Annotated in this window: 14 protein-coding genes; 5 read left to right on the forward strand and 9 right to left on the reverse strand. The window is 69.0% G+C overall.

The window, feature by feature from the left end; all coding sequences use genetic code 11:
• Both F9K34_RS13180 and F9K34_RS13185 read left to right on the forward strand, forming a co-directional pair.
• Positions 1-373 (forward strand): EI24 domain-containing protein (locus F9K34_RS13180; RefSeq protein ID WP_291337431.1); only part of this gene is annotated, 373 nt, incomplete at its 5' end.
• An 84-nt stretch (positions 374-457) separates the two neighbouring features.
• Positions 458-910 (forward strand): GFA family protein, encoded by a 453-nt coding sequence (locus tag F9K34_RS13185; RefSeq protein WP_291337432.1) that lies wholly within the window; start codon positions 458-460, stop codon positions 908-910.
• A gap of 77 nt (positions 911-987) precedes the next feature.
• Here F9K34_RS13185 and F9K34_RS13190 read toward each other — a convergent pair whose 3' ends face one another.
• The 5 genes from F9K34_RS13190 to F9K34_RS13210 form a co-directional block, all read right to left on the reverse strand.
• The gene (locus F9K34_RS13190; protein WP_291337433.1) at positions 988-1,497 is read right to left on the reverse strand and encodes a CarD family transcriptional regulator; all 510 of its coding nucleotides are present in this window, start codon (positions 1,495-1,497) and stop codon (positions 988-990) included.
• Positions 1,498-1,822: 325 nt separating this feature from the next.
• Positions 1,823-2,161: a ferredoxin FdxA gene (gene fdxA / locus F9K34_RS13195; protein ID WP_291337434.1), complete on the reverse strand. Its 339-nt coding sequence runs from the start codon at positions 2,159-2,161 to the stop codon at positions 1,823-1,825.
• Positions 2,162-2,278: 117 nt separating this feature from the next.
• Positions 2,279-2,575 carry an RNA-binding S4 domain-containing protein gene (locus tag F9K34_RS13200; protein ID WP_436405744.1) on the reverse strand — a complete coding sequence of 99 codons (297 nt, stop codon included), beginning with the start codon at positions 2,573-2,575 and terminating at the stop codon, positions 2,279-2,281.
• A gap of 25 nt (positions 2,576-2,600) precedes the next feature.
• Positions 2,601-5,453 carry a helicase-related protein gene (locus F9K34_RS13205; RefSeq protein WP_291337436.1) on the reverse strand — a complete coding sequence of 951 codons (2,853 nt, stop codon included), beginning with the start codon at positions 5,451-5,453 and terminating at the stop codon, positions 2,601-2,603.
• Positions 5,454-5,503: 50 nt separating this feature from the next.
• Positions 5,504-6,073: a tetratricopeptide repeat protein gene (locus F9K34_RS13210; RefSeq protein WP_291337437.1), complete on the reverse strand. Its 570-nt coding sequence runs from the start codon at positions 6,071-6,073 to the stop codon at positions 5,504-5,506.
• A gap of 69 nt (positions 6,074-6,142) precedes the next feature.
• On the opposite strand from F9K34_RS13210, the gene F9K34_RS13215 reads away from it, so the two are divergent.
• Complete coding sequence (locus F9K34_RS13215) at positions 6,143-6,430, forward strand: SCP2 sterol-binding domain-containing protein (protein WP_291337438.1); 288 nt, start codon at positions 6,143-6,145, stop codon at positions 6,428-6,430.
• A 4-nt stretch (positions 6,431-6,434) separates the two neighbouring features.
• A complete protein-coding gene (locus F9K34_RS13220; protein WP_291337439.1) occupies positions 6,435-7,370 on the forward strand; it encodes an alpha/beta fold hydrolase in 936 nt (311 codons plus the stop codon).
• A 7-nt stretch (positions 7,371-7,377) separates the two neighbouring features.
• Here F9K34_RS13220 and F9K34_RS13225 read toward each other — a convergent pair whose 3' ends face one another.
• From F9K34_RS13225 to F9K34_RS13240, 4 genes are read right to left on the reverse strand one after another with little or no spacing between them, the layout of a single operon-like run.
• A complete protein-coding gene (locus F9K34_RS13225; RefSeq protein WP_291337440.1) occupies positions 7,378-8,103 on the reverse strand; it encodes a proteasome-type protease in 726 nt (241 codons plus the stop codon).
• A 31-nt stretch (positions 8,104-8,134) separates the two neighbouring features.
• A complete protein-coding gene (locus F9K34_RS13230) occupies positions 8,135-8,947 on the reverse strand; it encodes a transglutaminase family protein (RefSeq protein ID WP_291337441.1) in 813 nt (270 codons plus the stop codon).
• A complete protein-coding gene (locus tag F9K34_RS13235; protein WP_291337442.1) occupies positions 8,944-9,897 on the reverse strand; it encodes an alpha-E domain-containing protein in 954 nt (317 codons plus the stop codon). The genes F9K34_RS13230 and F9K34_RS13235 overlap by 4 nt, the downstream gene beginning before the upstream one ends.
• 4 nt (positions 9,898-9,901) lie before the next feature.
• Positions 9,902-11,317, reverse strand: coding sequence for a circularly permuted type 2 ATP-grasp protein (locus tag F9K34_RS13240; protein WP_291337443.1), 1,416 nt, complete (start codon positions 11,315-11,317; stop codon positions 9,902-9,904).
• A gap of 162 nt (positions 11,318-11,479) precedes the next feature.
• Between F9K34_RS13240 and F9K34_RS13245 the strand changes: the two genes are divergently transcribed.
• The coding region (locus F9K34_RS13245) for a DNA ligase-associated DEXH box helicase (protein WP_291337444.1) at positions 11,480-12,176 on the forward strand (697 nt) is incomplete at its 3' end.

Here is a 12,176-nt window from a genome sequence, read left to right on the forward strand (position 1 = left end):
GCCCCCGGCCCGCCCAGTGCCATTCACGGAGGCCCTGGGCGACAGCCTGCGCTTCCTCGGCGTCATCGTCGCGGCCAACGCGGTGGCGCTGGTGCTCTACGTCCTGTCCGGCCCATTCGCGCCCCTCGTGTTCTGGGCCGTGAACGGCTACCTTCTCGGGCGCGAGTATTTCCAGATGGCGGCGATGCGGCGGCTCGGACGCGCCGGGGCCGCGGAACTGCGCCGGCGCCACGGCGGCCAGATCTTCGTCGCGGGGCTCCTGATGGCCGCGCCGCTCACCCTGCCCTTCGTGAACCTCCTCGTTCCGGTCCTCGGCGCGGCGACCTTCACCCATATCTTCCACCGGCTGAACGGCGACCCCGGGCAGCGCTGATCGGGCGGTCAGGATTCCGCTTGCGCGCGTGGCCACCCTGGGCGCAGGCTGACATGGATGATCCTCTTTTCACCGGAGGGGCGCATGAAGGTCGATGGCACCTGCCATTGCGGCCGCATCCGATACGAGGCCGACGTCGATCCCGGCCGGGTTGTGATCTGCCACTGCACCGACTGCCAGACCCTCTCAGGCTCGGCGTTCCGGACGGTCGTCGCGACGCTCCCGGGCACGTTCCGCCTCCTGGCTGGCACGCCCAGCACCTATGTCAAGACCGGCGACAGCGGCAACCGGCGCGAACAGACCTTCTGCCCGAAATGCGGTACGCCGATCTATTCGGCTGTGCCCGGGGACGGCGCAGGGGTGGTCTCGCTGCGCGTGGGCGCGCTCCGCCAGCGCAACATGCTCATTCCCAGCGACCAGTTCTGGCATCGCTCCGCCCAGTCCTGGCTTGCAAGGCTCGGGGACATCCCGCACCGGGACCGACAGCCGGTCTTCGGCGCCGACGGCTCGTTCGGAGCGCGGTCGGAGGACCCTTGACCGAAAGCGGGCCGCCGAAACGACACCGGCGGCGCGAGGGGCGCCGCCGGTGTCGTCAAGTCAGGCTGCAACGGCCGTCAGGCGGCGCGGGAAAGCAGGACGTCGTCCACCTTCTTCTGGGCGCCGGCCTCGTCGACGCCGGCCACGGCCGCCACCTCGCGGGTCAGCCGGTCAAGCGCTGCCTCGTAGAGCTGACGCTCGGAGTAGGACTGCTCGCGCTGGTCGTCGGTGCGGTGCAGGTCGCGCACGACCTCGGCGATGGCCATGAGATCGCCGGAGTTGATCTTCTGCTCATATTCCTGTGCGCGGCGCGACCACATCGCGCGCTTGACCTTCGCCTTGCCCTTCAGCGTCTCGAGCGCCTTGGTCACGAGGTCGGGCGAGGAAAGCTGGCGCATGCCGATCTCGGTGGCCTTGTGCGTGGGCACCCGCAACGTCATCTTGTCCTTCTCGAAGGTGATGACGAACAGTTCGAGCTTGAACCCCGCGATTTCCTGCTCCTCGACCGCCATGATCCGGCCCACGCCATGCGCGGGATAGACGACAAAGTCGTTCGGGCGGAAATCGTTCTTCTTCGTCTTGGTCATTCGTGGCGCTTCCTCGCAACTGCCCTGCCTACGCCACAGCGACAGAAAAACGCGGAGGCCGCAAAGCCACCGTTTCGCGCTTTCGCTATCGCCCAGTACCCCCGTGGCTGCCGAGTGGAGCAGCCTGACGCGCAGAGATCCTCGTCATTTGTAACGGAAACATAGCAAAAACGGCGTGCATTTTAAAGGGCTGCAACGCGGCAAGTCGGCATTGCGCCTGCGGCATAGCCGCCCGAATCGCCTCCTCGGGCGATATTTTTCGCTTGCGCTGCCCTGCGGCGACTGATTCGCGCCGCTGGAGCGAATCGCCCCGAGTCGACCGGGATCAGTCCCCCGCCCCCGGCGCTTCGGAGAAGTACTTGTCGAGCTTTCCGGTCTCTCCGTCGCGCGCCTCGGCCTCGGGCAAGGGGTCCTTGCGCTGGGTGATGACCGGCCACTTCTCGGAATACGCCCGGTTGAACTCCACCCATGTCTCCATCGCCGGCTCGGTATCGGGCCGGATCGCGTCGGCCGGGCATTCCGGTTCGCAGACGCCGCAGTCGATGCACTCGTCCGGGTGAATCACCAGCATGTTCTCGCCCTCGTAGAAGCAGTCCACCGGGCAGACTTCGACGCAGTCGGTGTACTTGCAGGCGATGCAGTTGTCGGTGACGACATAGGTCATGGCACGGGGTCCGGACTTCCGAAGGGCAGAGGACTCCTAGCCCCAAGGCGGGCGCCATGCAAGACGGCGGGGATGGGAAAGACCGTCGCAGGTCCGAGGATGCAGTCGGCGCGAACGTCAGTCCTCCGCGGCCGCGGCCGGCGGAACGGAGGTTTTCGCGGCGGCGGGGGCCAGATCGTCGTAAAGCGCGCGCGCCTCGGGGGCGGGGCCGCGCCGCGCGCCGCAGGCGAGGATGCGGACGACGCGGACCTGACCGCCTTGCGGGAAGGTCAGCACGTCGCCCGGGCCGACGGCATGGCTAGGCTTGCCCATCCGCGCGCCGTTGAGCCGCAGGTGGCCGCCCGACACCGCCTCCGCCGCAAGGCCGCGGGTCTTGAAGAACCGCGCCTGCCAGAGCCACTTGTCGATGCGGATGCGCTCGCCCTCGGCCAAGCGGGCCTCAGATCTTGTCTTTCAGCGCGAGCAGCGCGGCGAAGGGGTTGTCGGGGTCGATGCGGTCGACCTTCGGCGGGCGCGATTCGAAGGATCTCGGCCGTTCCTCCTCGCGCCGCGGCTTGCCGCCGGGCTTGCCCTGCGGCTTCCCCTGCGGCTTCCCTCCGCGCGGCCGGTCGCCACGTTCGCCCCGCTCGCGCCGTTCGCCCTGCGGCCGGCCGTCGCGGCGCTCGGCGCCCTCGCGGGGCTGGCCTTCACGGGCCTGACCTTCTCGGGCCTGACCTTCACGGAATTGGCCGTCACGCGGCTGTCCTTCGGACCGGCGCCCACGACCCGGGCGCTCGCCGCGGTTGCCGCGCGGGCGCGGCGCCCAGGTGAAGGTATAGAACACCTCCGTCTCGGTGACGGTCTGGAGCGCCGCCTCCTCCTCGGTGATCGGGTTCACGGCCTCGCCCTCGGCGACCGGGGCCGCGACGGGTTCTGCGCGCACCTTCTCGCGCTCGGCCCGCTCGCCCTTGTAGCCGAGCCCGGCCATGAGATCGGCGAACTGCTCCAGCGTCATGCCGGTGATGGAGAGCATGTCGGGATTGGCCTCGAACCCGGCGCGGCTGTCCTGTGTGCGCAGGATGTCGGCGAGTCTTTCCAGCATGTCGATGCGGATGGCCCGCGCGCCGGCCGGGTGATAGCCCGACAGCGTGTAGTAGCCCCTCGGCACGCCCTCGATGTTCGGCACGGTGACAAGGCCCGGCGGCGGGCTTTCGGGGAACTCGTCGAGCCCCTCGTGAAGCGACCAGAGCACAAGGCGGAGCCGGGTCGGCGCCGGTTTCAGCAGCAGCGGCTGGAAGATCGTGTACTGGCCGAAGCGCACGCCGTGCTTTCGCAAGGCGCCGCGCATGTCCTGGTCGAGCGCCTTGACCTCCTCGGCCACGCCGTCGCGCGGCAGGACGCCCATCGCCTCGGTCAGGCGGAAGGCGAAGCCGCGGGCGAGGCCCGCGAGCGTCTCGTCGCGGCCGAGGTTGAGAAGCGGCTCGAAGAGCGTCGCCACCTTGCGGTCGATGAAATGCTGCAAGCGCCGGCGGACCTTTTCGGCCACGTCGAACCCGGCCTCCTCGTCCACGAAGGCCGCAACCTGCGGTTTCAGCGACTCGGGCCCCTTCACGAGCTTGCCGACGGCGTGGCTACCCCACATCAGCCCGCCCTGCTCGGTGAAGTCGAGTTCGGTGTCCGGTGCGTTGTAGAAACGGTCCGCCCGCAGGTGGAATTCGGGCTTGAGCGCCTCGTAGGCGGCCTGTCGCACGGTCCGTGCCTCGTCGGGGGAAGCGGTGCCGTCCTGGTGGAAGCGGAATCCTTCGAGACGGCCGACAAACTCGCCCTCGACCGTCACCTCGCCCTTGTCGTTCACCTCGGCCACGAGGCCCTCCTTCTGCTTGAGCCGGCGAAGGAGCACGCTCGTCCGCCGGTCCACAAATCGCTGTGTCAGCGCGGCGTGGAGCGCATCCGACAGGCGGTCTTCTACCGCGCGCGTCTCGCCGCGCCAATGGCTTTCGTCTTGCACCCAACCCGTGCGCTGCGCGACGTAGGTCCAGGTACGGATATACGCGAGCCGCTTGGACAATGTGTCGATATCGCCCTGCGCCTTGTCGATGCGGCGGATTTGCGCCGCCAGCCAGTCGTCGGGGACGTGCCCTTCCTGGAGGAAACCGAAGATGCGGGCGAGGAGGCTTGCGTGTTCCTGGGCCGAGATGCCCTGGAAGTCCGGCACCCGGCAGACGTCCCACAAGAGCCGCAGGTCGCGCGGGTGGGTGAGCCGGTCGCGTACGGCGGGCAGCTCCGAAAGCGCCTTGAGCGCTCGGAGATCGTCGGCCTCGCGCCCGCGCTGGAGCCATTCGCTTTCAGGTGACGACTCCAGCGAGGCGATGAGCCGGTCGACCAAGCCGAAGTCGAGCGCGGAGGCCCGCCAGTTCAGCCGCCGGATCGGCGCGAAGCGGTGGGTCTCGATGGCCTCGATCACCTCGGGGTCGAGCGGCCCGGCCTCGCCCGTCACGCCGAAGGTGCCGGGCGCCGTGTGCCGGCCGGCGCGGCCGGCGATCTGCGCCAATTCGTGCGGAAAAAGCTGTCGCATCCGCCAGCCGTCGAATTTCGCCGTGGCGGAGAAGGCGACATGGCCGATGTCGAGGTTGAGGCCCATGCCGATGGCGTCGGTGGCGACGAGGTAATCAACCGCGCCCTCCTGGTACATCGCCACCTGCGCGTTGCGCGTCCGCGGGGAAAGCGCCCCCATCACGACCGCCGCCCCGCCCTTCTGGCGGCGGATCAGCTCTGCGATGGCATATACATTTTCAACCGAGAACCCGACGATTGCAGACCGCGCGGGCATACGGCTGAGCTTTTTCGAACCTGAATAGCTCAAGGTCGAGAAGCGTTCGCGCTTCAGGAACTGCACCCCTGGAACGAGGGCGGCAATGGCACCGCGCATGGTGTCGGAGCCGAGGAGGAGCGTTTCATGAAGCCCTCGTGCGTGCAGGAGGCGGTCGGTGAAGACATGGCCGCGCTCGGGGTCGGCGCAGAGCTGGATCTCGTCCACGGCGAGGAAGTCGCAGCCGATGTCGGTCGGCATCGCCTCGACCGTGCAGACCCAGTACTGCGCGCGGGCGCCGACGATGCGCTCCTCGCCCGTCACCAGCGCGGCGACGGAGGGGCCGCGCGCGGCGACGATGCGGTCGTAGACCTCGCGGGCAAGAAGCCGCAAGGGCAACCCGATGACGCCCGTGCGGTGCGCGAGCATCCGTTCGATCGCGTAATGCGTCTTGCCCGTGTTCGTCGGTCCGAGGACCGCCGTGACCCTCGCGCCCGCGTTCATGCGCCTGCTCCTCGGGTCGCCTTGGCGGCGGCCTGCCCGTCTGCCCGATCCTAGAGTGACCTGCCGGAGGTCTTCTTCTCCAGCCGGTCGAGCGCCTGATGTAGGGCGTCCTGGTGCGGATGTATAGCCAGCGAGGCGCGATAGGCCCGGATCGCCGCCTCGTCGCGGCCAAGTTCCTCGAGAATCATGCCGAGCCCGGCGAGGGCGCCGAAATGGTGGTCATTCAGGTTGAGCGTCCGGGCGATGTCGGTCATCGAGGGACCGAACTGCCCGGCCATGTAGAAGGCGGTCGCCCGCGCGTTCCAGCCTTCGGCGAAGTCCGGCGCGTGATCGGTGAGCGCGGTCAGATGCTCGATCGCGACGGCAAGGTCGCCCGCCTCCATCGCGTCGCGCCCGCGCTTCAGCAGGAGGTCCATCGCCGGAGAGCCCGATTTCGACCATTCGCGCAGGATGTCGGCCTGCGTCCGCTGCCAGTGCTCGTTCGCGGGGTCGGCAAGCTCGGCATAGAGCCGGTCGAGCGGCTCGGCCGCGGCGGCCGGCAGGCTCGCGGCGAGACCCAGCGATAACGCTGCGGCAAAGACGAGGAAAAACGACCGGAAGGGAGTGGCGATGCTTTCCATTACAGGGCAGAGTGTAGCCGAAACGCCGAACCCGCGCGAGGGTCCCGGCGGTCACATTTGGAGGAACGCATGAGCGATGTGGTGAACGCGGCCGTGGCCGCGCTGAGCGAGAAACTGTCGGGCGGCCTGCCCGGCACCGCGAAATTCGTCATCTCCGGCGAAGGCGCGCTGATGATCGACGGCGCCGGCGTGCGCGCGGGCGACGATGAGGCCGACGTGACCATCACCGCCGACCGCGAAACCTTCGAGGGCCTCCTGTCCGGCGACGTGAACCCGACGGCGGCCTTCATGCAGGGCAAGCTTTCCATCGACGGCGACATGGGCCTTGCGATGCAGCTTGGCGCCGCGCTCGGCTGACGGGATGGTGCCCGCGCCCTTCTTCGCGGAGGTGGCCGACGCCCCCGCAGGCGAGACCTGCGTCTGGCTCGACACGTCCGACGGGGTGCGGGTGCGGGCGGCCTTCTGGCGGGGCGGCGGCAAGGGCACAGTGCTGCTCTTTCCCGGCCGGACCGAGTACGTCGAGAAATACGGCCCGGCCGCGGCGGAGTTCGCGGCGCGAGGCTATGCCATGGCGACAATCGACTGGCGTGGCCAGGGGATCGCCGACCGTCTGCTCGACGAACCCGCGCCGGGTCATGTCGGGCGCTTTCGGGATTATCAGCGCGACGTGGCGGCGTTTGTCGCTGTCCTGCGGGCCGAGGCGCTGCCGGAGCCCTGGTTCCTCGTTGGCCATTCGATGGGCGGCTGCATCGGACTGCGGGCGATCCACGACGGCCTGCCGGTCCGCGCCGTGACCTTCTCGGCGCCGATGTGGGGCATCCGGATGCACCCCGCGCTGCGCCCGGTCGCCTGGACGCTCGCGATCCTTGGTCCCGTCGCCGGGCTCGGCGACCGCCTGGTGCCCTCCACATCGCCCATGACCTACGTGCTGGAGGCGCCGTTCGAGGGGAATCTCCTGACCCGCGACCGGGGCATGTTCGAGTTCATGCAGCGCCAGCTCACCGCCCACCCCGACCTCGCCATCGGCGGACCGACGCTCACCTGGCTGCGGGAGGCGCTGCGCGAATGCCGCGATCTGCGCCGGATGGCGTCACCCGCCCTGCCGTGCCTCACCGTGCTCGGCATCGAGGAGCGGATCGTGAACATCCCGGCCATCGAGGAGCGGATGGCGCGCTGGCCCGGGTCGAGGTTCGACCGCGTCGCGGGCGCCGAGCACGAGCTGATGATGGAAACGCCGGCGATCAGGTCACGGTTCTACGACGCCGCCGCAGCGTTCTTCGACGCGCACCGCGCCTGAGGGCCGATCAGATCCGGATCTTCAGGAAGCTGTCCTGCAGCGCCTTGGACCAGGCCTTGCTGATGCGGGTGAAATCGGCATCCCCGGCCTCGAACCGCCGGGTATGGGAGACACGGCATTCGCCCGCGCGGACGACCGCTAGGTCGAGCGGCATTCCCACCGAGAGGTTGGACCTGAGCGTCGAATCCATCGACAGGAGCACGGCCTTCTGCGCGTCGTCGAGCGAGGTGGAGGGGCGCACTACGCGGTCGAGGATCGGCTTGCCGTACTTGTGCTCGCCGATCTGCAGGAAGGGCGTGTCCTCCGTCGCCTCGATGAAGTTGCCTTCGGGGTAGACGAGGAACATCCGCATCGCGCCGCCCTTGCGCTGGCCCGCGACGATGAGCGAGGCCGACGCCCCCTGGCGCATGGTGGAAAGCTTCTCGTCCACCGAGCGGCGCACGCGGCCAAGCGTGTCGCCCACGACCTCGGCGACCTTCAGCAGCGTCGGGGCGAGCATGATCGAGGTTTCGGGCGTCGCCTCAGGATCGTCGATGGCCTCCCGCAGTTCCGCGATCGTCGTCTGCGTGATCGAAAGGCTGCCGGCGGTCAGGATGACGATGACGCGCTCGCCCGGCTCCTCGAAGGTGAACATCTTCCGGTAGGTCGCGATGTTGTCGAGCCCGGCATTGGTGCGCGTGTCTGACAGCAGCACCATGCCGTCATTGAGCAAGAGCCCGACGCAATATGTCATGAAGCGACCCCCTGTCTTTCCGGGCGGGAGACTATTGCTGCCCTTGGGCGACCGCAACCGTCACGTCGAGCGTCTCGCGGCCCGGCCCCCGCGCGATCCCCCGGATCGGCGCGGCGTCGCGGGCGTCGAGACCGGAGCCGAGGCGGATGTAGCGGTCGTCCGGGCAGGTGCGGTTCGCCGGGTCGAAGCCGATCCAGCCAAGCCCGCCGACCCAGAGTTCCGCCCAGGCGTGGGCGGCCTCGTGCGGCGCGCCGTCCGCCGCCGCGAAGAGGTAGCCCGAGGCATAGCGCGCGGGCATCCCCAGAACGCGCGCGGCGGCGATAAGGGCGTGGGCATGGTCCTGGCAGACGCCCTCGCCCAGCGCCAGGGCCTCGACCGCGGTTGTGTGCGCCTCGGTGGCTCCCGGGCGGTAGGCGATGGCCTCGGAGACACGGCGCGACAGGGCATGCGCCCGCGCGAGCGGTTCGTGCGCCTCGGTCGCGGCGGCCTCCGCGAGGTCGGTCAGGGCGGCGTCGGCGCGGGTGGCCTGCGTCTCGCGGAGATAGACCGCCGGGTTTACCGCCTCGCGGTGGCCGGTCAGCAGCCCGGCAAGGTCGGAGGTTTCGACCGTGCCGGTGACGCTGACCGTCACGCGGTCGGCCGGGCCGCGCACCGACCAGCTCTCGATCCAGTCGCCGGCCCCGTCGCGGAACCCGGCGCCCTTCTGGCCGTCCACGACGGCGACCGACCAGTCGATGACGCTCTGCCCGGCGAAGACCGAAGGCGTCAGGCGCAGGCTCTGCACCGCCACGCGGATCGGCGAGTCGTAGCGATAGGTTGTGCGGTGTGCCACAGTGAGGATCATCGCATCTCTCCGCTGAGGTACGCGTCGTGCACGACCGCGGAGAGCGCGGCGGTCCGGCGGATGAAGCGGCTGAGGAATTCGTGCAGGCCCTCGGCGAAGACCGCCTCGATGGTGAGCCGCGCCAGCTCGTCCCTGAGCGCGTCGGCCGCGTCCTGCGCCGCCGTGAGCCGGCCATAGGCCACCGCGAGGTTGTCGAGATGCACCGCCGCGCCGACGACGGAGGTGGTCAGCGAGCGCGGGCACTGGCGGTTGAGGATGAGGAAATCGGCGACCTTGGCGGCGGTGATGTCGCCGCCATAGGCCCAGTGGAAGGCGCGATGTGCGGACAGCGCCCTCAGAAGCGTCGTCCACTGGTAACTGTCGAGCCCGGTGCCGACGTAATCCGCGCGCGGCAGTAGCACGTAGTATTTCACGTCGAGAAGCCGCGCCGTGTTGTCGGCGCGCTCCAGTCGGTAGCCGAGGCCGAGGAAATCGTAGCCGTCGTTCCTCAGAAGCGTCGTGTCGATCGCGCCGCGCACCTGGGCGGCGTGGCGCATCGTCCATTCGGTCAGTTCTCCGAGTTCCAGCTGGCTGCGCGGGCGCCGCTCGATCCGGCGCAGTTCCTGGAAGGCGGTGTTGAGCGCGTCCCAGACCTGGGAGGTGAGAGCGGTGCGGACGATGCGGCCGTTCTCGCGCGCCCGTTCGAGGCAGGAGGCGATGGAGGAGGGATTGTCGCGGTCGAAGAAGAGGTAGCTTTCGATGTTGCGCTGCACCGGGTCGCCATACTTCGCCGCAAAGCCCGCCGCCGTGCCGGAGGCCTGGAGGAGCGATTCCCATTCGTTGCGGTAGCCGTGCCCGGCCGAGGGCAGGAGCGCGATCCGCGCGCCGACCTCCAGAAGCCGCGCCGTCATCTCGGCTCGCTCCATGTAGCGGCCGATCCAGAAAAGATTGTCCGCCGTCCGGCTCAGCATCGCGTCACTCCGCCAGCACCCAGGTATCCTTGACCCCGCCGCCCTGCGAGGAGTTGACGACAAGCGAGCCTTCAGTCAGCGCCACGCGCGTCAGCCCGCCGGGAACGAGCTCGATCGTCTCGCCGACGAGGCAGTAGGGACGCAGGTCCACATGACGGGGCGCGATCCCCTCGGCCACGAAGGACGGGCAGGTCGACAGCGCGAGCGTGGGCTGGGCGATGTAGTTCTCGGGATCGGCAAGGATCTTTTGACGGAAGGCTTCCACCTCGGCGGCCGTGGATTTCGGGCCGACGAGCATCCCGTAGCCGCCCGAACCATGCACTTCCTTGACGACGAGGTCGGAGAGATGCGCGAGGACGTGTTTCAGGTCCTCCGGCTTCGCGCATTGCCAGGTGGGCACGTTCTGCAGGACCGGCTCCTCGCCGAGGTAGAAGCGCACCATCTCGGGCACATAGGTATAGACCGCCTTGTCGTCTGAGACGCCGGCCCCCGGCGCGGACGCGATGGTCACGCCGCCCGAGCGGTAGACATCCATGAGCCCGGGCACGCCGAGCATGGAGTCGGGCCGGAAGCAGAGGGGGTCGAGGAAGGCGTCGTCGATGCGGCGGTAGATCACGTCGACCCGCTTCGGCCCCTCGGTCGTGCGCATCCAGCAAAGGCCGCCCTCGACGAAGAGGTCGGGACCCTCCACCAGTTCCACGCCCATCAGGTCGGCGAGGAAGGAGTGTTCGTAATAGGCGGAATTGTAGTGGCCGGGCGTCAGGATGACGACGGTGGGCTCGCCCTCGCAGCGCGCGGGCGCGACCGAGGCCAGCGTGCGGCGCAGCAGTTCCGAGTAGGCCTCCACCGGCTCGATCCGGTTCTCGCGGAAGAGCGCGGGAAACATCCGCATCATGATCTCGCGCGTTTCCAGCATGTAGCTGACGCCCGAGGGGGTGCGGCAATTGTCCTCCAGCACGAAGAACTCCTCGGGCCCGGTGCGGACGATGTCGATGCCGACGATGTGGGAAAAGACGCCCTTGGGCGGCACGAAGCCCACCATCGCCTTCTCGTAGGCCACGTTGCCGTAGACGAGATGGGCCGGGATGCGACCGGCGCGCAGGATCTCGCCGCGCCCGTAGACGTCGACCAGAAAGGCGTTGAGCGCCCGCGCCCGCTGCTTGATTCCGCGTTCGAGCCGACGCCATTCGCCTTGCGTGAAGACCCGGGGGAACATGTCGAAGGGGATGAGCCGGTCGGGATCGCCGCCCTCGCCATAGACGGCAAAGGTGATGCCGATGCGGCGGAAGAGCGCCTCTGCCTCCGCCTGCTTCATTTGCCGCAGTTCCGCCGGCATGGCGCGGGTCCAGTCCTCAAGGCGCGCGTAGGGCCCACGGACCGTCGCGCCGTCGAACATCTCGTTGAAGTACGCCGACCCCATCCCCCGCCCCTTCCGTCCCGATGGTGAAAGCTTAGGCAGCGATTCCGGCGAAGGAAAGCCGGACGCCGGTTTCCGTCGGTTACGGCCGCGCGCCTTGCCTGTTTTTTCGGCGCAGCGCAGATTGCGGTGGTGGCGCGCGGCGGGAGGGCTAGAGTCCGGACCATGACGCGCGCGCCCGTGTTGAGCTTCACCGATCGCGGCCTCTACTGCGCCGCCGGCGACTTCTTCATCGACCCCTGGCGCCCGGTGGCGCGGGCGGTGATCACGCATGGCCATTCCGACCATGCGCGGCCCGGTCACGATACCTATCTCTGCACCGTGCTGACGGCGCCGGTGCTGAAGCTGAGGCTCGGGGACGTGCGGATGGAGACGCTGCCCTATGGCGTGCCCCTCAGGATCGGCGGCGCCGAGGTCAGCTTCCATCCCGCGGGCCATCTTCCCGGCTCGGCGCAGGTTCGCGTGGAGGTCGGCGGCGAGGTCTGGGTCGTCTCGGGCGACTACAAGACCGAGGCCGACGGGCTCGCCGACCCGTTCGTGCCGGTCCGCTGCCATACCTTCGTGAGCGAATGCACCTTCGGCCTGCCGGTCTTCCGCTGGGCGCCGCAGGCCGAGGTCTTGAGCGGCATCAATGCCTGGTGGCGGGCGAATGCGGCCGCGGGACGCGCCTCGATCCTCGGGGCCTATGCGCTTGGCAAGGCGCAGCGAATCCTCGCCGGTCTCGATCCCGGCATCGGCCCCATCCTGACCCACGGCGCGGTCGAGAACGTGAACGAAGCACTGCGTGCGGCCGGCGTGGCGCTGCCCGCAACGCAGCGCGTCATGCCCGAGGCGCGCCCGGCGACCCGCCCCGGTGCCCTGG

Source organism: Albidovulum sp., from assembly GCF_008933605.1.
Taxonomy (GTDB): domain Bacteria; phylum Pseudomonadota; class Alphaproteobacteria; order Rhodobacterales; family Rhodobacteraceae; genus Albidovulum.

What these genes read in the sequence shown, in the direction of transcription:
- F9K34_RS13185 (WP_291337432.1), top strand. Translation starts at nt 458, where the DNA reads ATGAAGGTCGATGGCACCTGCCATTGCGGCCGCATCCGATACGAGGCC.
- F9K34_RS13205 (WP_291337436.1), bottom strand. Translation starts at nt 5,453, where the DNA reads ATGAACGCGGGCGCGAGGGTCACGGCGGTCCTCGGACCGACGAACACG.
- F9K34_RS13190 (WP_291337433.1), bottom strand. Translation starts at nt 1,497, where the DNA reads ATGACCAAGACGAAGAAGAACGATTTCCGCCCGAACGACTTTGTCGTC.
- F9K34_RS13240 (WP_291337443.1), bottom strand. Translation starts at nt 11,317, where the DNA reads ATGGGGTCGGCGTACTTCAACGAGATGTTCGACGGCGCGACGGTCCGT.
- F9K34_RS13220 (WP_291337439.1), top strand. Translation starts at nt 6,435, where the DNA reads ATGGTGCCCGCGCCCTTCTTCGCGGAGGTGGCCGACGCCCCCGCAGGC.
- F9K34_RS13215 (WP_291337438.1), top strand. Translation starts at nt 6,143, where the DNA reads ATGAGCGATGTGGTGAACGCGGCCGTGGCCGCGCTGAGCGAGAAACTG.
- fdxA (WP_291337434.1), bottom strand. Translation starts at nt 2,161, where the DNA reads ATGACCTATGTCGTCACCGACAACTGCATCGCCTGCAAGTACACCGAC.
- F9K34_RS13235 (WP_291337442.1), bottom strand. Translation starts at nt 9,897, where the DNA reads ATGCTGAGCCGGACGGCGGACAATCTTTTCTGGATCGGCCGCTACATG.
- F9K34_RS13210 (WP_291337437.1), bottom strand. Translation starts at nt 6,073, where the DNA reads ATGGAAAGCATCGCCACTCCCTTCCGGTCGTTTTTCCTCGTCTTTGCC.
- F9K34_RS13230 (WP_291337441.1), bottom strand. Translation starts at nt 8,947, where the DNA reads ATGATCCTCACTGTGGCACACCGCACAACCTATCGCTACGACTCGCCG.
- F9K34_RS13225 (WP_291337440.1), bottom strand. Translation starts at nt 8,103, where the DNA reads ATGACATATTGCGTCGGGCTCTTGCTCAATGACGGCATGGTGCTGCTG.